Origin of the sequence: Flavobacterium sp. FlaQc-48 (assembly GCF_044007335.1) — a bacterium.
Lineage (GTDB): Bacteria > Bacteroidota > Bacteroidia > Flavobacteriales > Flavobacteriaceae > Flavobacterium.
Genome location: NZ_JBIPCR010000006.1, coordinates 43,525 through 67,236 on the forward strand (window position 1 = coordinate 43,525; position 23,712 = coordinate 67,236).

At 34.7% G+C, this 23,712-nt stretch carries 25 protein-coding genes; 7 read left to right on the forward strand and 18 right to left on the reverse strand.

What is annotated here, in order from left to right:
* Positions 1-57: 57 nt before the first annotated feature.
* The 11 genes from ACHRWY_RS11470 to ACHRWY_RS11520 form a co-directional block, all read right to left on the reverse strand.
* Positions 58-1,140 (reverse strand): bifunctional 3-deoxy-7-phosphoheptulonate synthase/chorismate mutase type II, encoded by a 1,083-nt coding sequence (locus ACHRWY_RS11470; protein WP_059117682.1) that lies wholly within the window; start codon positions 1,138-1,140, stop codon positions 58-60.
* Positions 1,141-1,160: 20 nt separating this feature from the next.
* Positions 1,161-2,018: a prephenate dehydrogenase gene (locus ACHRWY_RS11475; RefSeq protein ID WP_395354684.1), complete on the reverse strand. Its 858-nt coding sequence runs from the start codon at positions 2,016-2,018 to the stop codon at positions 1,161-1,163.
* A 189-nt stretch (positions 2,019-2,207) separates the two neighbouring features.
* Entirely contained in the window at positions 2,208-3,353 is a 1,146-nt protein-coding gene (locus ACHRWY_RS11480; RefSeq protein ID WP_395354686.1) for a pyridoxal phosphate-dependent aminotransferase, read from the reverse strand.
* Between the two features lie 81 nt (positions 3,354-3,434).
* Complete coding sequence (locus ACHRWY_RS11485; protein ID WP_395354688.1) at positions 3,435-4,274, reverse strand: prephenate dehydratase; 840 nt, start codon at positions 4,272-4,274, stop codon at positions 3,435-3,437.
* A 366-nt stretch (positions 4,275-4,640) separates the two neighbouring features.
* Positions 4,641-4,946, reverse strand: coding sequence for a helix-turn-helix domain-containing protein (locus ACHRWY_RS11490; RefSeq protein WP_395354689.1), 306 nt, complete (start codon positions 4,944-4,946; stop codon positions 4,641-4,643).
* Between the two features lie 128 nt (positions 4,947-5,074).
* Entirely contained in the window at positions 5,075-6,244 is a 1,170-nt protein-coding gene (locus ACHRWY_RS11495; protein WP_395354691.1) for a DUF1501 domain-containing protein, read from the reverse strand.
* A gap of 12 nt (positions 6,245-6,256) precedes the next feature.
* Positions 6,257-7,654 carry a DUF1800 domain-containing protein gene (locus ACHRWY_RS11500; protein WP_395354692.1) on the reverse strand — a complete coding sequence of 466 codons (1,398 nt, stop codon included), beginning with the start codon at positions 7,652-7,654 and terminating at the stop codon, positions 6,257-6,259.
* Between the two features lie 373 nt (positions 7,655-8,027).
* The gene (locus ACHRWY_RS11505; protein WP_395354694.1) at positions 8,028-8,300 is read right to left on the reverse strand and encodes a hypothetical protein; all 273 of its coding nucleotides are present in this window, start codon (positions 8,298-8,300) and stop codon (positions 8,028-8,030) included.
* 215 nt (positions 8,301-8,515) lie between these two features.
* Positions 8,516-10,912 (reverse strand): ribonucleoside-diphosphate reductase subunit alpha, encoded by a 2,397-nt coding sequence (locus ACHRWY_RS11510; protein ID WP_395354696.1) that lies wholly within the window; start codon positions 10,910-10,912, stop codon positions 8,516-8,518.
* Between the two features lie 266 nt (positions 10,913-11,178).
* Positions 11,179-12,156 (reverse strand): ribonucleotide-diphosphate reductase subunit beta, encoded by a 978-nt coding sequence (locus ACHRWY_RS11515; RefSeq protein WP_395354698.1) that lies wholly within the window; start codon positions 12,154-12,156, stop codon positions 11,179-11,181.
* Between the two features lie 336 nt (positions 12,157-12,492).
* Positions 12,493-13,062: a DUF3109 family protein gene (locus tag ACHRWY_RS11520; protein ID WP_056248837.1), complete on the reverse strand. Its 570-nt coding sequence runs from the start codon at positions 13,060-13,062 to the stop codon at positions 12,493-12,495.
* A gap of 305 nt (positions 13,063-13,367) precedes the next feature.
* Here ACHRWY_RS11520 and ACHRWY_RS11525 point away from each other — a divergent pair, with 305 nt between their 5' ends.
* From ACHRWY_RS11525 to ACHRWY_RS11535, 3 genes are all read left to right on the forward strand, one after another.
* Positions 13,368-13,946 (forward strand): MarC family protein, encoded by a 579-nt coding sequence (locus tag ACHRWY_RS11525; protein WP_395354700.1) that lies wholly within the window; start codon positions 13,368-13,370, stop codon positions 13,944-13,946.
* A gap of 109 nt (positions 13,947-14,055) precedes the next feature.
* Positions 14,056-14,256, forward strand: coding sequence for a hypothetical protein (locus ACHRWY_RS11530; RefSeq protein ID WP_017496183.1), 201 nt, complete (start codon positions 14,056-14,058; stop codon positions 14,254-14,256).
* A 1-nt stretch (position 14,257) separates the two neighbouring features.
* The gene (locus ACHRWY_RS11535; protein ID WP_395354701.1) at positions 14,258-14,863 is read left to right on the forward strand and encodes an FAD-dependent oxidoreductase; all 606 of its coding nucleotides are present in this window, start codon (positions 14,258-14,260) and stop codon (positions 14,861-14,863) included.
* Positions 14,864-15,050: 187 nt separating this feature from the next.
* On the opposite strand, the gene ACHRWY_RS11540 is transcribed toward ACHRWY_RS11535, so the two are convergent.
* The 5 genes from ACHRWY_RS11540 to ACHRWY_RS11560 form a co-directional block, all read right to left on the reverse strand.
* Entirely contained in the window at positions 15,051-15,362 is a 312-nt protein-coding gene (locus tag ACHRWY_RS11540) for a hypothetical protein (protein WP_395354703.1), read from the reverse strand.
* A gap of 76 nt (positions 15,363-15,438) precedes the next feature.
* The gene (locus ACHRWY_RS11545) at positions 15,439-15,804 is read right to left on the reverse strand and encodes a nuclear transport factor 2 family protein (RefSeq protein ID WP_395354705.1); all 366 of its coding nucleotides are present in this window, start codon (positions 15,802-15,804) and stop codon (positions 15,439-15,441) included.
* Between the two features lie 19 nt (positions 15,805-15,823).
* A complete protein-coding gene (locus ACHRWY_RS11550) occupies positions 15,824-17,401 on the reverse strand; it encodes a S41 family peptidase (RefSeq protein WP_395354706.1) in 1,578 nt (525 codons plus the stop codon).
* On the reverse strand, positions 17,402-17,833 hold the full coding sequence (locus tag ACHRWY_RS11555) for a deoxycytidylate deaminase (protein ID WP_395354707.1): 432 nt from the start codon (positions 17,831-17,833) through the stop codon (positions 17,402-17,404).
* Positions 17,834-17,837: 4 nt separating this feature from the next.
* Entirely contained in the window at positions 17,838-18,431 is a 594-nt protein-coding gene (locus ACHRWY_RS11560) for a HupE/UreJ family protein (RefSeq protein ID WP_395354708.1), read from the reverse strand.
* Positions 18,432-18,601: 170 nt separating this feature from the next.
* Between ACHRWY_RS11560 and ACHRWY_RS11565 the strand changes: the two genes are divergently transcribed.
* Complete coding sequence (locus tag ACHRWY_RS11565; protein ID WP_395354710.1) at positions 18,602-19,033, forward strand: TerB family tellurite resistance protein; 432 nt, start codon at positions 18,602-18,604, stop codon at positions 19,031-19,033.
* A 182-nt stretch (positions 19,034-19,215) separates the two neighbouring features.
* Here ACHRWY_RS11565 and fbp read toward each other — a convergent pair whose 3' ends face one another.
* A complete protein-coding gene (gene fbp, locus ACHRWY_RS11570) occupies positions 19,216-20,220 on the reverse strand; it encodes a class 1 fructose-bisphosphatase (protein WP_395354711.1) in 1,005 nt (334 codons plus the stop codon).
* A 170-nt stretch (positions 20,221-20,390) separates the two neighbouring features.
* Here fbp and ACHRWY_RS11575 point away from each other — a divergent pair, with 170 nt between their 5' ends.
* Both ACHRWY_RS11575 and ACHRWY_RS11580 read left to right on the forward strand, forming a co-directional pair.
* Positions 20,391-20,876, forward strand: a complete 486-nt coding sequence (locus tag ACHRWY_RS11575; protein ID WP_395354715.1) for a GNAT family N-acetyltransferase — start codon at positions 20,391-20,393, stop codon at positions 20,874-20,876.
* A 213-nt stretch (positions 20,877-21,089) separates the two neighbouring features.
* Complete coding sequence (locus ACHRWY_RS11580) at positions 21,090-22,349, forward strand: aspartate kinase (protein WP_395354717.1); 1,260 nt, start codon at positions 21,090-21,092, stop codon at positions 22,347-22,349.
* Positions 22,350-22,425: 76 nt separating this feature from the next.
* Here the strand turns inward: ACHRWY_RS11580 and ACHRWY_RS11585 are convergent, their stop codons facing one another.
* Positions 22,426-22,758 carry a helix-turn-helix domain-containing protein gene (locus tag ACHRWY_RS11585; protein WP_395354718.1) on the reverse strand — a complete coding sequence of 111 codons (333 nt, stop codon included), beginning with the start codon at positions 22,756-22,758 and terminating at the stop codon, positions 22,426-22,428.
* Between the two features lie 154 nt (positions 22,759-22,912).
* Here ACHRWY_RS11585 and ACHRWY_RS11590 point away from each other — a divergent pair, with 154 nt between their 5' ends.
* Entirely contained in the window at positions 22,913-23,695 is a 783-nt protein-coding gene (locus ACHRWY_RS11590; RefSeq protein ID WP_395354719.1) for a hypothetical protein, read from the forward strand.
* Positions 23,696-23,712: the final 17 nt, after the last annotated feature.

Below are 23,712 nucleotides of genomic sequence, written 5' to 3' on the forward strand. Positions count from 1 at the left end.
GAGCTAATTTTAAAAAAACTTAAATTAACTTATATCACTTATAGGGTTGAGAAAAAATTATGCGTTGAAAATTTTCTCCTGGTGACCAATACTTTCCTGGTGAATTGCTTTGAACATTCTTAAAACAAACTCTTCAGTAAGACCTTTTTTCTCCCCTTCCAAAATCATTTTTCCTAAGATTTCGTTCCAACGGTTGTTTTGAAGAATCGCTACGTTTGCATCTTTTTTCACCTGACCAATTTCGTCAGCCACTTTCATACGTTTTCCTAATAACTCTAACAAGTTAGCATCAAGAACGTCGATATTTGCTCTTAATTTTGTCATTTTATTGCTGTACTCATCTGTAGTATCATCCGTTTTTCTGATCGTCAAATCTTTAATGATTTGTTTCAAAGCATCAGGTGTAACTTGTTGAGCAGCATCAGACCAGGCATTGTCCGGATCGTAGTGCGTTTCGATAATCATACCATCGTAATTCAAATCTAAAGCCTCTTGCGTTACTTCAAAAATCATTTTACGATCTCCTGTAATGTGAGATGGATCGATGATTAATGGTAAATCAGGGAATTTATTTTGCAATTCGATAGCAATCTGCCATTCCGGGATGTTTCTGTATTTTGTTTTCTCGTAAGTAGAGAAACCTCTGTGAATAACTCCTAATTTCTCGATTCCAGCCATGTGTAAACGTTCAACACCACCTAACCATAAAGCTAAATCCGGGTTTACAGGGTTTTTAACCAAAACGATTTTATCAGTTCCTTTCAAAGTATCAGCAATTTCCTGAACAGCAAATGGATTTGCAGTTGTACGGGCTCCAACCCATAAAACGTCGATATCATGTTCTAAAGCCAGTTTACAATGCGCTGCAGTTGCAACTTCAGTACCCATTAATAAACCAGTTTCTTTTTTAGCTTTTTGCAACCATTTTAAACCAATTTCCCCAACACCTTCAAATCCTCCCGGACGCGTTCTTGGTTTCCAGATTCCGGCTCTGAATACACTAACTTTTGAATCTTTTAATTCATGCGCAATTTTCAAAACCTGATCTTCCGTTTCTGCACTACATGGTCCAGCTATCACAAGTGGGTGATTTAAATTGAAATCTTCTAGCCACTTTCTCATTTCTTTCTTATTTTCCATCTTAATTTTTAGTTTATTTTTTATTTTTTAATTGTTAATCCGTTTAATATCTCTTTAATCTTATTTGTGCTTTCCATTTCTTCAAAAATGGCATTGTAATTTTCTTCTTTTAACAAATCCCTAAACCGACTCAGGTTTGAAATATATTCTTCTAATGTTTCAATAACATGTTCTTTGTTTTGCTTAAAAATTGGTGTCCACATTGCGGGAGAACTTTTTGCCAGACGAACGGTACTTTCAAATCCACTTCCCGCCATATCAAAAATATCCTGTTCGTCCTTTTCCTTGTTCATTACCGTTTTTCCGAGCATAAACGAACTAATGTGCGACAAATGCGAAACGTAAGCAATGTGTTTGTCGTGCGAAATGGGGTCCATATATCGAATCCTCATTCCTATTTCGCTAAAAAGCTTTAGTGCCTTTTCCTGCAATTTAAAAGTGGTTTTTTCCACCTCGCAAATGATGTTTGTCTTTCCTTTAAACAAACCTCTTATCGCCGCCGAAGGTCCTGAAAACTCCGTTCCTGCAATTGGATGTGTTGCAATAAAATTTCTTCTTTTTGGGTGACTCGCCACGACATCACAAATTGGCTTTTTAGTCGAACCTACTTCAAAAACAATTGTTTTATCTCCAACCAAATCCAGCACTTTAGGTAAAACCACCAGCGCCACATCAACCGGAACCGAAACAATGACAAAATCAGCATCGGCCAATTCCTCAAAGCTTCCTGCCTGATCGATAACGCCTAAATCAATTGCTTCCTGCAAGTGTTTTTCGTTACTGTCAATCCCAAAAATAGTGGCATCAGGATGTTGGTCTTTGATGTCCAGCACCATCGAACCGCCTATTAACCCTATTCCTATTACGTATACTTTCATAATTCTTTTTATTTGAAGCTAATTCCTGCTATCCGTTTCAATCTTTTTTTCAGTAAAAACCTCAAAAAAGGATTTCCACTTCTATCAGGGCTAAGGCTTCACGTTTTCTCAAGACCTTTAGTTTTTCAAATTTAGTTTTGTCATTTCGACGAAGGAAAAATCTAATATCTTGCTTCTAAAATCTCAACACTAAAATCGGTCAATAGCTTCCTGTACTTTTTCTTCTTTCACACACAACGAGAATCTGATATATCCTTCACCATTGCTTCCGAAGATTGTTCCCGGAGTGATAAAAATATGTTTCTCGTATAATATTTCGTCAATGAACTTTTCTGCTGATTCGATTCCTTCCGGTAATTTTGCCCAGACAAAAAGCCCAACACCTTCTTTGTAAACTTCGCAGCCTAATTTTTCGGCTAATTTTTCTGTTAGTTCTCTACGGCGTCTGTAAATTTTGTTTTGGTCTTCGAACCAGGATTTATCACAATTCAAAGCAGCAACTGCGCCTTTCTGAATTCCGTAGAACATACCGCTGTCCATGTTGCTTTTTACTTTTAGGACTGCATCGATAATTTCAGGTTTCCCTAAAACCATTCCCACTCTCCAGCCTGCCATGTTGAACGTTTTGCTAAGGGAATTCAATTCTAAAGCCACTTCTTTCGCTCCTTCAACCTGCAATAAACTCATTGGGTTATCATTCAGAACAAAACTATACGGATTATCGTTAACCAATAATATGTTGTGTTTTTTAGCAAAAGCAACCAATTTTTCAAATAACGCTAAACTTCCTCTTGCTCCTGTTGGCATATGCGGATATCCCAGCCACATAATTTTTACTTTCTTCAGCTCTAATTTTTCCAAAGCTTCAAAATCCGGTTCCCAGGCATTTGCTTCTTTCAGGTCATAATAAACCGGAACCGCTCCAACCAAATTAGTAACCGAAGTATACGTTGGATAACCCGGATTCGGAATCAAAACATGATCGCCTTCATTTAAAAAGGCTAACGAAATGTGCATAATTCCTTCTTTTGAACCCATCAAAGGCAAAATCTCATTATTCGGATTTAACTCAACACCAAATTGATTCTGATAAAAATCTGCCATCCCTTTTCTTAATTCCGGTAATCCCTGATAGCTTTGATAACCATGCCCGTTTTCATCCAGAATTGCAGCAGCGACTGCCTCAATTACTGCTTTCGACGGACTCAAATCAGGGCTTCCAATTCCCATATTGATGATAGACTTTCCTTCAGATTGTAGTTGACGAACTTCTCTCAATTTTGAGGAGAAGTAGTATTCTTCAACTGTATCTAATCTTTTTGCTGTTGTAATCATTTCTATTTTTTATTAAAAAATGCTGTAGGCTTTATGCCGTAAGCTTTATACTCTTTCTTTTGACTTTAAGACTTTCTAACTTTAAGAATGACTTAAAGGTTTTGTGTTTTTGTATTCTCCCAATACTTTGAAATACTCAGCCATAATATTCAATAACGATTTGGCTTTTGCAAAATCTTCGTATTTTTCAAATGTTACATCTACGAAAAATGAATATTTCCAGGGCGTTTCAATTTTTGGAAGCGACTGAATTTTGGTTAAATTCAGTTTGCAATCACTCATTACATTCAAAACTGCGGCTAAACTTCCTCTTTTATGATCCAGTTCAAATTTGATTGACGCTCTGTTGATTTCGTTTTCCGGCAAAAATGAATTTTGCTTTTTGATTATCACGAAACGGGTCATATTGTTTTTGATCGTTTGGATTTCCGGTGCAATAATATCCAGATCATACATTTCAGAAGCTACTTTACTTCCAATGGCTGCAATTCCGGTTAATTGTTTTTCCTGAATTCTCCTTGCCGTTTCAGCTGTATCTTTATCTTCAACCAACTTAATGTTTGGATATTGTTTTAAGAAATCCATGCATTGCAAAATTGCCATTGGGTGCGAATGAACTTCTTTTATATCCTCGATTTTCTGACCTTTTAAAGTCATTAAATTTTGACTAATATTTAAATAATGCTCTCCAATTATGTGTAAATTATTCTTGTCAATCAAAGCATAATTCGGAATAATTGGCCCTGCAATTGAATTTTCTATTGCCATCACTGCCTGATCCGATTTTCCTGAAAGCAGGCTGTCAATTAATTCTTCAAAAGACAAGCACTCATCAATTTCCACTTTTTCAGAGAAATACTCTTTCACTACCTGATGATGAAAAGAACCTTTTATACCTTGTATTGCAATTTTAGTTGTCATATATTCAAAAAAAAATCCTGATTTTCATCAGGATTGTATATTAGTTTTATTTGTCGTTTTAATTTTCTCAAATAACCATAGCACAATCCTCACTTCTACTAAAGAAGAAATAAAAAGAGTTGCTAAAATAAAAACGGTTATTAGACATTTTGTTTGTGTTTTTCAATAAATTCTCTGCGAATGTATAAATTATTTCTACTGCACCAAAAAAAATAATGCATTTTATGAAACAAAAAAGGATTTCTTAACAAATTACCTGTCTTTTGTAAGATATTTGAATAAATGAGCCTTAAAATGCGATTTAAGTAATTGTGTTTTAGTCCGTAATTACAATTTTTGAACGTTATAATGAAAAGGTTTAATTCTCTAAAATTTAATTGACAGCTCCAGATCCCCGCCTAAGCCCAGTTCGACAATTTTTTTAAGTGTCGAAAACCTTGCTTCTTTTAAATTATTTTCAATCTTAGAAATATGAGATTTTGTTGTACCTGTTTTCTCTGCAAGTTCCTCTTGTGTCATTCCTTTTTGAAGTCTTGCTTTATGAATCATTGCTCCAATATTGAAATTCTTATGACCGCTTGCTAATTCACCTGCTTTGGGTGTTTCTTTTTTTTTGTGTTTTTTTTCTTTAAAATCCTCTAACCTTATAATGTTTTTACTTTGTGTTGCCATATTATTTTTATTTTGGTTTTTGTATGTTTTGGTTTTTTTTCAATTTTTAAAGTTTTCTTATGAAATCCATTTATTTATTTCAAAAATGGCATGAGTCAAACCATAAGAAAAACTATATCTATATTATTTTAAGCAAACAATCCCGAAACCGGTTTATTCCTAATCCCGATTTTAGCATAATCAAAATTCATTTTTTGCTGTAATAATGAAGCATATACACTTCTGAAATCAATTTCATATTTTAAATCACCATTATCCAAATTAGATAAATCGGGATTATTTCCTAAAATTGTTCCTTTATTATTTCCTCCAATTATAAACATGGGCGCTGCAGTTCCGTGATCGGTTCCGTTTCCATTGTCTTTGACCCGTCGCCCGAATTCAGAAAAAACCACCACGGTAACATTTTGAAGCAATTGCGCTTGTTTTAAATCCTGATAAAAAGCATATAAGGCATCATTTAAATCGGCTAATTTTTTCTCATGAATTGCCAATTGGTTATCATGCGTATCAAATCCGCCCAATGAGGTATAATATACTTTCGAGTTTAGATTTCCTTTAATTAATCTGCCGATCCATTCCAGGTTTTTAGACAAATCAGTTTTAGGATAACTGATTTCTGATTTTGATTTCGCCAATGCTTTCTGGATTTCATCAGATCCTTCTGTAACAGAGTTGGCGATTTTTCGAACAAAATCCAATTGCGGATTATCGGACAAGGTTACATTTTCTTCTTTATCTGATTTCACCTTAAATCGGTTTGGGTCTTTTACGGTTATCGAATTGGGCTCCATTCCTTTTAATGCGAGGTTATCGATCGAATCCAGATTTATTCCTGCCGTTGCCTGATGACCGTTGCATTGTAAATCCAGATAACGTCCTAACCAGCCTTCATTTATATATTTATTCGAATCTGTTGCAGTTTGCCAGATTTCCTGACTTCTGAAATGAGACCGAATAGGCTCCGGATATCCCACATTCTGAATTACGGTTAAATCTCCGTTTTGCTGCATTTGGGCAAAATCTTTTAACGAGGGATGAAAGGCCATCCCGTTATTTTTTCCGATAACGACATCTTTGTTCAAAGCAATTTTAGTTCTCAAATCATAATACAACGGATTATCATACGGAATAAAAGTATTCAAACCATCGTTTCCTCCATTCAATTGAACAAATACAATACACTGCTCCCCGATTACCAAATTATTTTGCGTACCAAAAGCGTGTAAAAAATCAGGAAGCACCAGCATTCCGCCGGTAAAAGTTCCTGTAAGCGTTAGAAAATTCCTTCTGTTCATAGCTGTAGCTTTCTAAATTAATTGATATTCGGGTAGTTTCGTGATGTAATCAAAGAGTCTTATTACGGCAAAATTGGCGTGTTCCTCTTTGGGGTCAAAATCGTATTTCAGCAAATTTTCCATGTCTTTTTGCATCGAATCATTTACTTTGAATAATAATCGGTTAGACAATTCGGTAATTATGGTTTTATTATTTCCCTCAGGATCAAAATCTATTTTTACGTCGATTTTCTCCAATTCTGTCTTTGGTTTATCAGTATCAGCAGTCATCGTATTCAATACTTTTCTGGTAATACTTCTTCCGCTGCAAAGCAAATCGGATGTATTGTTGCGCTGCAAATAGATCTGAGAAGTCAGCCACGAATTTCCACCGTCCCAGCCTTTTACATTGACCTGATTGTATAAATCCATTCCTTGCTGTTTCAGGAAAAACAGCACTATACCATCCTCAAGATCGTCGATATGCAATTCATCCAAAAGCTGTAAAATATAAACCAGCGGATCTTTGATTTTGGTTCCCGAAACCTCTTTCTTATATTCTTCGGTAAAAATTTTAGTCAATAAGGGCTGGATTTCAAATTTTACTTTTCGGAAATAATCACCATAATATGTGACTAATTCTTCGGAAGGATTATCATAAACAAACCATTTGAGAATTTTTCTGGTAATGAGATACGGAATATTTTTCTGTTCAAAAATAATATCGACCAAATCATCTGAATTCCAGTTTCCGGTTTTCCCAAAATACGTTTTATTGGTATTATCCTGAGCAAGGCTTCTGTAAATTGCGCCATCGTCTCCGTAATTTAATCCTGCGAGAGCTCTTGCTCCTTCTTTAATATCACTTTCGGTATAATTTCCAATCCCGATCGTGAATAATTCGAGTAATTCACGGCTTAGGTTTTCGTTGTATTTTCCTTTTTTGTTATCGACATTGTCCAAGTACTTCACCATTGCATTCGATCTTACGATTTGTTTGGTGAGTTCTTTGAAATTTCCAAAAGCATGTTCGCGCAAAATCATATTGTGCTGGTAGATCCAGTAATTTACTTTTACTTTTTGGGTTGTAGAAACAAAATGATTGTGCCAGAAACAAACCATGTTTTCGCGTAACGGGAATTCATCGTTTCGCATTTTCGCAATCCACCATTTTTTTAATTCCGTTGCAGAATAGATTTCCTGTTTGAGAATTTTCTTTTTGGCTTCTGAATCTGCCGTTTTTATAGATTCTCGTAATTCCTTAAGTTCAATAAGTGTTTTGGGATCATCGTTTAAAAAAGTAGGAAGTTGTGTATCGAATTTTGAATCATAGGAATGTTTTAGAAATTTTTCTAATCCTAGTTTTTCAATTTTATCTGATTCTTTTCCGGAAAAACCCAATCGTAACGACCAAAGATTGCTTTTTTTCATAACACAGGAATTTGTTTAGCAATAAGACTTTGTTTTTTATGAAAGGTTTAATTTGAGGAATGCCCTGAGTTTCTTAGACGCTAAGTACTAAAAGTCTTTACTAATATCTAAACGGGGATTTTTTGGAGATATTGTTCCATTTGAATGCCACGAAACAGATGAAGCTAATTAAACCAGAAACCAAAACACGTATCTTTATAAGGCTCAATTTTTATACGAACAATCATAATAACAATAGCCGAACATTTCAACCTTTTGAATATTTATCAGATCGGATAATACACTGGATTGAATTCCCAAGATTGAAACATTGGGCTATACTGAAAGATTAAAGATTCCTTTTTTCTCCAAATTGACAACAAATAGAAATTTGTTAAAAAATAAGAAACTCATCGATAAATTCCTTTTGCTCGCTGATATATAAAAAATAGTTCCCAATCTTTTTTTGGTTTTGAAGAATATCCAATTTAATTTCTACACATGGAGCCGGAATAAAATCGTGATGTATTAAAATTGAGATAGATTTTGGAACAATATTATCAAAATTCCCGCAGTTATGATCTTCAACAGTTATTTTATTAAAATACTCAATTGCATGATTATAGTATTCATCTTTGTTTTCAATATTCAAATTAAATAAATTCATTTTATCGCGTAAAAGTTAAAACCGGAGAATCACTAGATCCGATTGAAGTGGAAATCCTTTTTTATTTTTGCTGCCAAAAAACAAAAAAATTAAAACGAAAAGCGGAAAATAGCTCCTAAAAAACAAAAAAGCAGCTATCATTACGACAACTGCTTTCTATTAAATTAAGAATAAAACCTTTCCTCTTTATTCTATTTTCTTTCTTCTAAAAAAATTTAAGACCCACACATTTCACAATCATCAGGCTCTGCTGCTTGCGCTTTTAAAAGCATTGCTTTATAATCCTCAACGCTGATTGCTTCTGTTTCCGGAACTAACGTTACCGGTGCATCTTCTTCTTTTTTATCGTTGTTCAGGGTGAATTTAATCGCATCAACTGCAGATTTTGTTCTTAGGTAATACATTCCTGTTTTTAAACCTGATTGCCAAGCATAGAAGTGCATTGACGTCAGTTTAGAATAGTTGGCATCCTGCATGAACAAGTTCAATGATTGCGACTGGTCAATAAAGTAACCTCTTTGACGTGACATATCGATAATGTCTTTCATTGACATTTCCCAAACTGTTTTGTATAATTCTTTCAGGTCTTGCGGAATCACATCAATATTCTGAACTGATCCGTTATGACGCATGATTTCCTGTTTCAACGTTTCGTTCCACAAACCTCTGTCAACTAAATCATGAAGTAAGTGTTTGTTTACGACAATAAATTCTCCAGACAATACACGACGTGTGTAGATATTTGATGTATAAGGCTCGAAAGCTTCGTTGTTTCCTAAAATTTGTGAAGTCGAAGCTGTTGGCATTGGCGCAACTAATAATGAGTTACGAACTCCGTGTTCCATTACTTCTTTTCTTAAGGATGCCCAGTCCCAACGACCAGATAATTCTTCATCTTTCATTCCCCACATATTGTATTGGAATTCTCCTTGTGACATTGGAGAACCTGCAAATGTAGAATATGGTCCTTCTTCTTTTGCCATTTCCATAGAAGCGGTTACGGCTGCGAAGTATAAAGTTTCGAAAATTTCCTGGTTCAATGCTTTTGCTTCATCGCTTGTAAACGGCATACGCAACATGATAAAAGCATCTGCTAAGCCCTGAACACCTAATCCTACCGGACGATGACGTAAGTTAGAATTTTCAGCTTCTTTTACCGGGTAATAGTTTCTGTCGATTACTTTGTTCAGGTTACGGGTTACACGTTTTGTAACGTTGTAAAGTGCCTGATGATCGAATTTACCATTCTCAATAAACATTGGTAATGAGATCGAAGCTAAGTTACAAACTGCAATTTCATCTTTAGAAGTAAACTCCATAATCTCTGTACACAAGTTAGAGGAACGAATGGTTCCTAAGTTCTTGTGGTTTGATTTACGGTTTGCCGCATCTTTGTACAACATATAAGGCGTTCCTGTTTCGATTTGTGATTCCAAGATTTTCTCCCATAATTCACGTGCACGAATGGTTTTTCTACCTTTTCCTCTAAATTCATAATCCAAATACATGGTTTCGAATTCTTCTCCGTAAACATCGTACAATCCAGGGCATTCGTTAGGACACATTAAAGTCCATGATGCATCTTCCTGAACGCGTTTCATGAATAAATCTGAAGTCCACATTGCGAAGAACAAATCTCTTGCACGCATTTCTTCTTTTCCTGTATTTTTCTTTAAATCCAAAAATTCGAAGATATCCGCATGCCAGGTTTCGATATAAATCGCAAAACTTCCTTTACGTTTTCCACCACCCTGGTCTACGTAACGAGCCGTATCGTTGAACACTCTCAACATTGGCACGATTCCGTTTGACGTTCCGTTTGTACCACGAATATAAGATCCTGTTGCACGAACGTTATGAATAGAAAGACCAATTCCTCCCGCTGATTGCGAGATTTTAGCCGTTTGTTTTAAAGTATCATAAATACCATCAATACTATCGTCCTGCATAGCCAAAAGGAAACAAGAAGACATTTGAGGCTTTGGAGTTCCGGCATTGAACAACGTTGGCGTTGCATGCGTAAAGAACTTTTTAGACATTAAATCGTACGTTTCAATTACTGATTTTAAATCGTCAAGGTGAATCCCAACCGAAACACGCATCAACATGTGTTGCGGTCTTTCGACGATTTTACCGTTTATTTTTAGCAAATACGAACGCTCTAAGGTTTTAAAGCCAAAGTAATCGTAATTAAAATCTCTTGTGTAAATGATATGAGAATCAAGGAAAGCAGAATTTTCCTGAATTACTTTGAATACTTCATCCGATAGCAATGGCGCTTCTTGTCCATTTCTTGGATTTACGTAATGGTACATATCTTTCATCGTTTCTGAGAACGATTTTTTAGTGTTTGAATGTAGGTTTGAAATTGCCACACGTGCTGCCAACTGTGCATAATCAGGATGCGCAATTGTCATAGAAGCCGCCGTTTCTGCCGCAAGATTATCCAGTTCAGAAGTTGAAACCCCATCATACAATCCTTCAATAACCCTCATGGCTACCTTAACAGGATCTACAAGCTCATTCAAGCCGTAACACAATTTTTTGATTCTTTCTGTAATCTTATCAAACATTACGGGCTCTTTGTGGCCATCTCTTTTTACTACATACATAAGCTTACTATTTTAGTTATTGAAAAAATGAAAGACACTAGAAAACGAATCCTAGTACTTAAACATTGCGTGTTTTTAAATTATTTTTTGAGAATTGCAGGATTCTCAATAGTTATCTGTTTCCAGTCTGAAAAATAGACCGAAAAGGCATTAAAAATTGTTATTGAATCTGCGATTTGGGAAGAGATTCAATCTTAAAAAATTGTACTGTTAAAAATTTATTCTTTTTTAGCGTTTATTAGGGAACGCTAAACTATTTCTGTTGGCTAAAAATCTGCATCAAATGAAATTTTCTGAGCATCACTATCAGTGTTCATCACACCCGATTTTTGATACTCGGCAACACGTTTTTCAAAGAAATTGGTTTTTCCCTGAAGTGAGATCATGTCCATGAAGTCAAACGGATTCGCTGATGCGTACACACGCTCGCAACCTAGTTCTACTAATAATCTATCAGCAACAAATTCTAAATATTGCGTCATTAAAACAGCATTCATTCCTATTAAACTTACCGGAAGGGATTCTGTAACGAATTCTCTTTCGATATCCAGGGCATCAACTATGATTTCTTTAATTCTGTCTTTTGGCACTTTATTAATTAAGTGGTGATTGTGCAAGTGTACTGCAAAGTCACAATGTACACCTTCGTCACGGGAAATCAATTCGTTAGAAAAAGTTAAGCCTGGCATTAAACCACGTTTTTTCAACCAATAAATAGAACAGAAAGCACCAGAGAAGAAAATCCCTTCAACCGCAGCGAAAGCGATTAGTCTTTCGGCAAACGAATCAGATTCGATCCACTTTAAAGCCCAGTCTGCTTTTTTCTTAATGGCAGGAAAAACTTCCAAAGCATTAAACAACTCCGCTTTCTCTGCTTCATCTTTCACGTAAGTGTCGATTAATAAAGAATAGGTTTCACTGTGAATGTTTTCCATCATGATTTGAAAACCATAGAAAAACTTCGCCTCGGCATATTGTACTTCGTTTACAAAGTTCTCAGCCAGATTCTCATTTACGATTCCGTCAGAAGCCGCGAAAAAGGCTAAAATATGTTTAATGAAATATCTTTCGTCGTCGCTTAATTTGTTATTCCAGTCTGTCAGGTCTTGGTGCAAATCGATTTCTTCAGCTGTCCAGAAACTAGCCTCCATTTTCTTATACCATTCCCAAATGTCATGATGTTTGATTGGAAAAATAACGAAACGATTCTTGTTTTCTTGTAATATTGGTTCGACTTGTGACATGACAATTTTTGTTAAATTTTTATACCGAATTTTTGCTAATTCAATAGACTACAAAGATTGTCATTTATCGCTAAAAATGAAAGCCAAACTTATTCACAATTCGGCGTAGTTTTTAACAACGCAGGGAAAATGAGATATTTTTCAGACAATAATTAAATATTTGTAAATGAGACATTTAATACTGCCCTTTAGCTCTAAATCCCCGTAAAATATAGACTTTTTGTAATAAAAAGCAAGAATTTTTTAATTGTTTTTAAAAAGTTTTTTTTGAGTTAAAACTTTATTTTTTGAGTTAAAAAATATCCTCAAAAAGCGGTAACTAAAGCGCCTGGATTTTTAAGATTTTTTGAGTTCTTCGGCCACTTTTTCAAGTTCCAGATACCAGTCCTGACCAAAACGGCGAATTAACGCTTCTTTGACAAATTTATAAACCGGAACTTCAAGTTCTTTACCTAAAGAACAGGCGTCATCGCAAATATCCCATTTATCATAATTCACCGCAGCAAATTCGGTAAAGTCTTTTACACGGATTGGGTATAAATGACAGGAAACCGGTTTTTTCCAGTCTACGATTCCCTGATTGTAGGCTTGCTCAATTCCGCAAAGTGCGGTTTTACCATCAAAAATTACGTAGGCACAGTCTTTTTCATCAATTAAAGGGGTTTCAAGATCTCCATCGGTTCCTTTTACCCAGGTTCCCTGTGCTTCGATAGCTGCAATTCCTTCTTTTCGCAAAAAAGGTTTGACTTTTGGGTAAATCTCTTCCATTATTTTAGTTTCTGCTTCGCTTAATGGCGCTCCGGCATCTCCGTCAACACAACAAGCCCCTTTACAAGCTGACAAGTTGCACACAAATTCTTTCTCCAGAATATCTTCTGAAATAATAGTTTTCCCTAATTGAAACATGATAATAAAGTACTGAAATTTATAAAGTGCAAAGATAGACAAAGAAAGCAGATAAAACACTCTAAAATATTAACCGCAAAGCACGCAGGGATTTACGCAAAGATTCGCAAAGCCGGATCACATTTTATACTTTCCAAACTTTGCGTAAATCTTTGCGAATTTTTGCGGTAAAAAAGAACATTTGTTATAAATATCACTTTTTTAATCACTAAACCATGTTTTTATAACAAAAGTACATTGTATTAAAAAAACACCTAACTTTATTATCTACTTTTGCACATCTTTAAACCCTAAATAAAAAAATTATGTTAGAAATTGATTTTAAGGAAATTATAACTGTCGGGATGGTACTTTTTGCAGTAATTGACATCGTAGGATCTATTCCGATCATTGTGAATTTAAGATCAAAAGTGGGACATATTGAATCTGAGAAAGCCTCGATAGTTGCGGGACTTATTATGATCGTTTTTCTTTTTGTGGGAGAAGGCTTTTTAAGCCTTATTGGTATTGATGTACATTCATTTGCTGTTGCGGGATCTTTTGTTTTATTTTTCCTTGCTTTGGAAATGATTTTAGGAATCAGAATCTATCGCGACGAAGAACCGGGGTCAGCTTCTATAGTCCCTCTGGCATTTCCGTTAATTGCAGGAGCAGGAACTATGACCACTTTACTTTCATTGCGATCTCAATTTCACACCATCAATATCGTTATTGCCATTCTATTAAACATTATACTGGTTTATATCGTACTGAAATCTTCTAAGAAAATCGAAAATTTATTAGGAGAAAACGGACTTGGTGTAGTTCGCAAGACATTTGGAGTCATACTTTTAGCCATTGCTGTTAAATTATTTGCTGCTAATGTTAAAGGTTTGTTTGTCTAACAATTATTTTTATAAATTTACCCCACAAAATTTCTAAATACTATTTTAAAGACATTTTTTTTACGTCTAAGAGTTTTACTTTATTATTTTAGGCAAACAAACAACCATTATGAAAATCTTTACTTCAATCTTAGTGCTTCTGGCATTAGCTTTAATTGTTTTTAATATTACGTTGCTAGACTTCAAAAATCCTTTTCAGGGAGACAGTGTAGTTGCTTTTATTGGAATTGCAGCTTCATTTTGTGCCGTTTTAATTCTTTTGATTTTTAGAATTTCAAAAAGAATTGAAGAAAAAACAAACGGTCGTTAATATGTTCGACGTTTTAATTATTGGCGGAGGTGTTTCGGGAATGTCTTGCGCTCTCGTTCTGGGATCAGCCAAAAACAAAGCTTTTGTTACCGATAAAAAGATCGGAATTTTTACACATCAGAAAAGTTCTTCTTTACAAGAAGCTATTTTCTACAATGCTTATGGCATCAGCCCAGGCAAATTAGGTTCTGAATTACTTGAAGAAAGTATACAGGATCTGGCTACGACTTATCCGCATATTACCCAGATCCCAAATGAGAAGGTAATTAAAGTTGAAGGCTCTTATCCTGAATTTACCGTTATAACAAACAAAGACTCTTATACAACCCAAAATATTGTGGTTGGGATTGGTTCTGCCAATACTTTTGATATTGAAGGTTTGACACAATATATCGAGCCCCATAAAAAAGCCCTGCCCGAGAAACAACGTATCCAGCTTAAAAACGACGATCATAAAGTAGCCGACGGTATTTATGTGACCGGAACTTTAGCCGGCTGGAGAAGTCAATTGGCAATTGCCGCCGGAAGCGGAGCTGCTGTCGCTACCGATATTCTTACTTTATGGAATAACGGCGTGCAAACTCATGCGCACGACAGCATTCGATAAAACATAGTTTTTTTCTCCGTAAGATATTAAGTTTATTAAGCAGATGACGCAAACTAAACTTAACCCACTAAATGCAAAAGACAGCATTATATAAAAAAATTAAACCATTAAGAGATTAAGGAAATTAGCCGCAAAGCTCGCTAAACTTAATCTCTTAATGGTTTTAAAAATTTTAATGGTTTACTTCTTATTTAACCGAAACAATCTGTTGTACTTTAATATGTTTTTCGTCATCCGTTTTCCAGATTTCCCCTTTTACCGAAACCTGATCTCCAATTTTTAATTGTTTGTAATTTTGGGGTCCGCCCACATTTACAATGCTAATGGTTGCAAAATAAACTTCCTTTTCAGCAGTTGTAATTTTTGCCGTATAACCGTCTTTTCCGGATTCTATCGAATCTACTTTTCCTGTTACTGTATTATCCTTTTTCATAGTTGCGCAAGAAATCACAAAAGCCATTAACAGCACTAACAAACTTATTTTTTTTAGATTTTTCATATTTTTTTTTATCAACTGCAAAGTTCCCTAAGATCCGGGCTAAATTTGCTAAGTTCTGTTTTAAATTAGTATTATTTTATTGCAGAGCAATACAGCTTCCGGCAATTACCTTCAGGTTTTCCTCAAATTGTTTCCAAACTCTTATATAACGAAACGAATTGGCAATGAGATTATTATCATAAACTCCTTTTAACAAAACGACCACACTCACAACCGCGGTATCCTCTATCACATTAATAATCTGATCAAAAGCTTCCAATGTTTCGATTTTCATTTTTCCGGAGCGATACGACTCTAAATCGAGTTCTTTGGTAATGGTTTGTCCGTCCGGTAAATTAAAAAGCAAATCATCATGCAGCATTTTTTCCAAAGTTGAAATGTCTGCGTTTTTAATTGCGGTTAACAGCTCGATTTCAGCATTTACTATAGTTTCTACTTTCATCTGACACAAAAATTAAGGATTATTTTTTCGGATTCAAAATAGCTTTAATCATGGCGTCCTCTTTTAAAATGACATCATAATAATATATTTCGCCATACAATTGTCTGGCAAATTCTGCAGTAATATAACGATTGACCAAAGCTTTGGTTTTATCCAGTTTTAAATCTAAACCGGTCATCAGAATATAGTTTCGGAACTTTTTAAAATAAACATCTGAATTCGTCATTTTAGTCATAAAATCATTAAAATGAAGACCCGTAAATGCTTCTCTGTTTTTATCCAGTTCTTCAAAAACAAAATGGCCTACAATTCCGGTTTGAAGTAAGTAAGCGACATTTTCATTTCCGTGTTCTGCTTCCATAGGAACAAAAACATCCGGAACTATTCCGCCACCGCCATAAACGATTTTACCTTTTGGTGTTTTAAATTTTAACGAATCGGCTACCTTAATACTGTCTTTTGCATAAAGCTCACCTGATTTTATACGCAATTCTGATTCTTTATAATATTCTTCGTTTCCTTTTTTGTAGGGCTTCTGAATTGATCTACCGGTTGGCGTATAATATCGGGCCACTGTTAATCGTACTGCCGATCCGTCGTTGAAATCCATTTCGCGCTGTACGAGACCTTTTCCAAAAGAACGGCGTCCAACAATAGTTCCCCGATCACTATCCTGAATCGCCCCAGCCAGAATTTCACTTGCCGAAGCACTGTTTTCATTGATTAAAACATAGACTTTTCCGGTTTCAAAACTTCCTGCTTTTGTGGCAAATGTTTTCTCTGTTGTTCCGTTTTTATTTTTTGTAAAAACAATCAGTTGTTTGTCTTTTAAAAATTCATCTGCAATAGCGATCGCTTCTTCCATATAGCCCCCGCCATTATCGCGAAGATCAATTACAAGCGACTGAATGCCTTTTTGTTTTAACCGCTCTAAACCTGTTTTAAATTCATTAAAAGTGGTTTCAGCAAAACGATTGATTTTAATGTATCCCGTATTATTTCCAATTAGCAAAGCAGCATCAACGCTTTTAATTGGAATAATATCTCTTTTGATTTTAAACGTTAATTTCTTTTGTTCAGATTTTCTAAAGACGGTGAGTTCAATTTCGGAACCTTTAATTCCTTTTAATTTAGAAAATAAACTGTCTGAAGGCAGCTTTCTGCCGTACAATTTGGTTTTTCCTGCAAACAGGATCCGGTCTCCTGATTTTAATCCCGCTTTTGCTGAAGGTCCGTTTTCGACTGGTTTTATAATCGCAACAGAATCTTTGTACATGTAAAAATTAATTCCAATTCCCACAAAATCGCCTTTCATACTTTCGGCCACTTCTGCTTGTTCGCTTGGCGGAATATAAACAGAATGCGGATCTAATTTTGACAGAATATTATCTACGGTAAGGTTTACAATAGAATCAGTATTGATGCTGTCAACATATTCATTGTTGATAAAATCAATTAACTTATTGAGTTTGGTTTTGGAGTAATTTTTAGCCAAAAACTGATCATCGACGGGAGCATTCATTAAGCTTCCGGCTACGGTTCCAAGAGCAAAGGTTGCTCCGATCACTATGGGCAGATATTTAGGATTAAATTTCATTTACTCTTCTAAAACAGGAATATGTTCGACTTCGACACCTGCTTTTATTAAAAACTGAATTCCGGAATCGTCACGATATCCGTTGTGATATACCACTCTTTTTATACCCGACTGATGTATTAATTTACTGCATTCTTTGCAAGGCGAAAGTGTTATATATAACGTTGCGCCTTCACAGGATTGCGTCGATCTTGCCACTTTAAGAATTGCATTTGCCTCGGCATGCAAAACGTCCCATCGTGTTAATCCGTCTTCGTCTTCACAGCAATTTTCAAATCCTGATGGCGTACCATTGTATCCATCAGAAATGATCATCCGGTCTTTTACGATAATGGCACCTACTTTTTTTCGTTTGCAATACGAAAGTGCTCCCCACTCCGTCGCAATTCTCAAATAAGCTTTATCGTATTTATTTAACTTTTCTGTTTTCATTTATTTATCTGTTCCAAATTGGGCTTTCGATAATCATTGGAACAACAACTCCAATAATGAAAGCCGACATTACAAGCGCCCAATCCCGTTTTGAAAAACGAAATACGGTTTGTACAATATAGGATAATACCAATACTACAAACACCACAACCAGCTGAGCCGCTTCGATCCCTAATGCAAACTCGCCTAAAGGTAGTAATTTTGAATTAGGTGACCCTCCTAAAATGGTTTTGAAATAATTAGAAAATCCAAGTCCGTGTATGATCCCAAAAAACAAGGTGACAAAGAACACTAAATTCAAACCATCATTTTTAGCTGTTTTCCCTGCTGTAAAAAGATTAAAAGTCGCTGTTATTAAAATTGTAATCGGAATTAGAAATTCAACTGTGTTCACTTTTATGGCAATAATCCCATACACTGAAAGCAATAATGCCAATGTGTGACCAATGGTAAAAACAGAAACCAATAACAAAATGCGTTTCCAGTCTTTAAACAAATAAGGGGTTGTTAATGCAATTAAAAAAAGAACGTGATCATAAGCGTGAATATCTAAAACGTGCTTTAATCCTATTTGAAAATAAATCCAAAATTCTGACATACGGGTAATACTATTAAATGATTAGGGGTTGTAAACTTACGATTTATTTTGAAAAATTACGGAAGTCCCTGTTTAAATCAACGAATAAAAATAAGTTAAATTTTATGAGAAATTTAAATTTGTTAAATTAAAATAAGATTTATCTTTGCGCAATAAAAACCGTATTAATTATGCCATTTTCAGAATTATTTGATAACGAATTCAAACAAAGAAACAGAGGTCATTTCTCTGCAATTGTGCGTGTAGCTTTTGCTGACGGACATATCAGTTCGGAAGAAAAAGACTTTTTAGACAAATTAGCTTCAAGATTAGAAATATCTGAAGATGAATACACTGAAATTCTTAAAAATCCTTTAAAATATCCAATAAACCCTCCTTACTTATACTCTCAGCGATTAGAGCGTTTGTATGATTTAGGAAGAATGATTCATGTTGACCATCATTTAGGGGACCAACAAGAAGTTATGTTAACCCGTATGGGCCTGGCATTAGGATTTACCCCGGGAAACGTAAATTATATCATTTCAAAAGCATTGTCTTTAATTGATAAAAAAGTAGATTTAGATACTTTCCTTTTCGAAATGGAAAATATGAACAAATAGTTTACAGTCTCAGTCACAGCAGACCGTTTACTAACTTAATAAATAAACCCGACAGATTTTAAAAATCTGTCGGGTTTACTTTTTATATTAAACTGAAACCTGAAATAATAAAAAAACCTAACAGGTTTTAAAAACCTGTTAGGTTCATTGTGACTATGACTGAAAAGTAAAAAACTGACTACTTATTCAGCCGCCATAAACTGCTCGGCTTTTTCTACCATATTATAACTTCCGCAGAAAAAAGGAACTCTTTGATGCAGTTCTGTTGGCTGGATTTCCATAATTCTTCCAAAACCATCTGTTGCTTTACCTCCTGCCTGTTCTGCTATAAATGCCATTGGATTACATTCGTATAATAAACGTAATTTTCCTTTTGGCGCTTTTGAACTGGTAGGATATATGTAAATGCCGCCTTTGATCATGTTTCGATGAAAATCAGAAACTAAACTTCCAATATATCTTGAAGTATAAGGCCGGTCCTCTTCTTCTCTCTGACAATATTTAATGTAATTTTTTACCCCTTGCGGAAAATGAACATAATTTCCTTCGTTTACCGAATAGATATTTCCGTTTTGAGGGAATTTCATATTTGGATGTGATAAATAAAAGGTTCCGATCGCCGGGTTCAGTGTAAATCCATTTACACCATGACCTGTTGTATACACTAACATGGTCGATGTTCCGTAGATTACATATCCTGCTGCGACCTGGTTTACTCCCGGTTGTAAAAAATCCTCGCTGGTTACCGGGGTACCAATTGGTGTAATTCTTCTAAAAACCGAAAAAATGGTCCCTACAGAAACATTCACATCAATGTTTGAAGATCCGTCAAGCGGATCCATTAAGATCACGTATTTATTATTATGACTGTTGTCGCTCCCCTGAACAGTTATAAAATCGTCGTTTTCTTCTGAAGCAATTCCACAGACAATCTCACGGTTTATTAACGTCTGGATAAATACTTCGTTTGCATACACATCTAATTTTTGCTGGTCTTCGCCCTGAATATTTTGTTCACCGGCAGCGCCAATGATATCCACTAAACCCGCTTTGTTGACTTTATAGTTCACGACCTTTGCCGCCAAACGTATAGAGTTGATAATTCGGGAAAGCTCCCCCGACGAATACTGAAATGCTTTTTGGTTCTCAATAATAAACTCTCCCAGTGTTTTATTGCGTTCTTCCATTGCTATATCGTTATAGTTTTAATTTTAAGTCACAAATATCGCTTATTTTGTGAGAATGATTTAAAAATTATTTTGTTAGTTTGCTACTATTGTATATTTGCTAATTAAAGGCAAAAAGTATCTGATAAATAAATGCTTTTTTAGCTAATAAGTGATTAATAATAGGAATTATGAATATTAGAAAAGGAAATCCAGAAGACATGAAGTCGGTTTTAGGATTAATACAGGAGCTGGCAATATTCGAAAAAGAACCGGAAGCTGTTGTAATAACTGTTGATGATTTGATACGTGATGGTTTTGGTGAAAAACCACTCTTTCATGTTTTTGTAGCAGAAATTCAGGACGAATCCAGTAACAAAGAAATAGTTGGAATCGCATTATACTATTACAGATATTCTACCTGGAAAGGAAAAACAATACATCTTGAGGATTTGATTGTAAAAGAAAAAATGCGTGGTACCGGATTAGGATCTGCCCTTTATGCCGAAATCATGAAACAGGGAAAAAAAGACAACGTGCGAAGAGTAGAATGGAATGTCCTGGACTGGAATACTCCTGCTGTGAATTTTTACAAAAATTCCGGAGCAAAAATCCTGGACGGATGGCAAGTAGTTCAAATGGACGAAAATGGAATCAATTCGTTTTTAGAAAAATAAAAAATATTCCGGCACAGATTAAAATGATTCTTACTGATTTTTTAGTCCCAAATTTCACTAATTATATTTGTCATAATTCGTGGCTAAAAGACATAGGTTTTTAAAATCCGTTTAATCTGTGGCATAAAAAAGAGGCACTGTGGTGCGCCTGTACAATCCAATGCAATTGCAATTTGAAAAATTGGTATTTATAAAAAAACAGCATATATAAAAATGAGAGTATTTAAATTTGGTGGAGCATCAGTTAAAGATGCCGATGGAATTAAAAACGTATACGACGTTTTACAAAAAGTAGGTTACGAAGATGTGATTTTGGTCGTTTCGGCGATGGGAAAAACTACAAATGCTCTTGAAGTTGTCATCAAGAATTATTTTGATAAATCGTCAGAGTTGAATTCATCTGTACAGGAAATAAAAAAATACCACAATCAAATCTTACTGGATTTATTTGAAGATGAAAAACATGCTGTTTTTACTGCTGTAAAAGCGCAGTTTTCTGAATTGGAGTATTTTCTGGCGCATAACAAATCACCAAATTACAACTTTGTTTATGATCAGATTGTGAGTTTTGGAGAGTTAATTTCGACTACGATCCTAAGTTATTATATGAATTTCAGAGGAATTCAGACACAATGGCTTGATGTTCGTAATTTTATCAAAACCAATGCCAATTACAGAGATGCCGAAGTAGACTGGGAAACAACCCAACAACTGATCAGCAAAAATGTACCGAGAAAAATATTAAACATTACACAGGGATTTTTAGGTGCTGACGAGAATAACTTTACAACCACTTTAGGTCGTGAAGGGTCTGATTATACTGCCGGAATTTTTGCTTATTGCCTAAATGCCGAAAGTGTAACGATCTGGAAAGATGTTCCTGGAGTTATGAATGCCGATCCCCGTTATTTTGAAAACGCAAGTTTATTAAACCAGATTTCGTATCGTGAAGCTATTGAATTAGCGTTTTACGGCGCAACGGTAATTCACCCAAAGACGTTACAACCGTTACAGAAAAAAGAGATTCCATTATACGTAAAATCTTTTATCAACCCTTTATTAAAAGGAACCTGTGTATCTAAAGGTGTAGATCTGGAACCACAATATCCTTGTTTTATCGTAAAAAGAGAACAGCTTTTGATTTCACTTTCATCAATAGATTTCTCTTTTATAATGGAAGAAAACATCAGCGAGATTTTTGCTTTGTTTCATGAATTCAAGATAAAAGTAAACCTGATTCAGAATTCGGCTATTAGTTTTTCTGTTTGCGTCGAAGATAAATTTGGAAATTTCAATGAACTGAACGCGATTTTATCTAAAAAATTCAAAGTCGATTATAGCGAAAATGTAACTCTCTATACTATCCGTCACTTTACAGAACAAGCAGCACAAACAGTCGAAGACAACAAAGAAGTTCTACTGAAACAAGTCAGTAGAGAAACGATGCAAATCGTGACGAAAGAATTAAACTAGATCTTTTTTATTCGTTAATTATACAATTCAAATATATTTAAAAAGGCTTCACTGGATGGTGAAGCCTTTTTAATTTCTATTCTTTCTTCAAGTCCTTAATAATCTCTTCCATCTCTTTTATCTGTAGTTCATATCGTTTTATTATTTTTCTGTAAACAGCAAACAATCCGGTTTCAGTTAAACGTTTTTTGTTCATCATATAATCACTGTCTTTGCTGACTAAATCTTCCGGGCTAATTTCAAAAATCTGGCAAATTCTAATTAAATGAATTGCCCAGGAAGCGCTTTCTCCACGTTCCATTCGCCCATATGCCGATTGAGATATGTGCAAAGAAACTGCAACCTGTTCTTGGGACCATTTTTTTGTCTTACGCAATTTAACCAGTCTATTTCCTACTATTATATTCACTTATCAAGCCTTTATTGCATCAAAAGTAAGAAAGGTTTTATTTTTATGCGAATTTCGGTTTAAAATACCCTATTATCGAATAAGACTTTTTTTTAAACCCATATATATTTGTAAGGATAATAAATCAAATAGTAACCAATAATTTAATATAATTATGAAAAAAATATTCTTTGTACTTTTCATCTTTATAGTATTCACAAGTTGTGAAGAAGATCAATATAATAAAAAAGGAACAGAAGTATCCTTAAAAAATTACAATGGGCGAGAACTATTTGAAGGTATTCTCTTCGCTAAAGGAGAAGTTGCTAATCTTCTTCAGCCCATTAGACAATCATATAGTTACTATGAGATTAATAGTATTGATGACGATTCCAAGAAAGAATTTGACAATAAAACGAATGATCTATTAAATTTTATTGAAAACGAAAATCCACATTATTTCGACGACTTCAAAAAAAACATAACTAGTAAGAATCATATTAAAATTCGAGAAACCTTAACAAGTACCTCGCAACTAATATATAATACCGCGTTAGATCTATACTTGTCAAAAACTGAAAAAACTGACTTAAAAAATCTATTATCCCAAATAGATATAAATACGTACACGAATGAGAATGGGATAATTGATAAAGAAAAATTAAAGAAGGCAATAACTCATAGTAATAATTTTTCTTTAAATCAAACAGGAAAAGGATCATGTTGGTTTGCAGGTGTAGTACTCGTTGCTGCAGCATATGTATTAGTTGTACATGCAGCAGCCGCAATGACATACGTTGCAGTTGCATGGGTTGCAGAAGCATATGCCGCAGTAGATAGAGCAAAGACTATAACCAGATATAGTGACATGCCAGATCCAAATCCATCTCATGAAATAATTACCATATATGATATCCAAGAAGAACTATTAATTGAGGCTATAGTAGATATTCCTTAAGTATACATATGAAATAA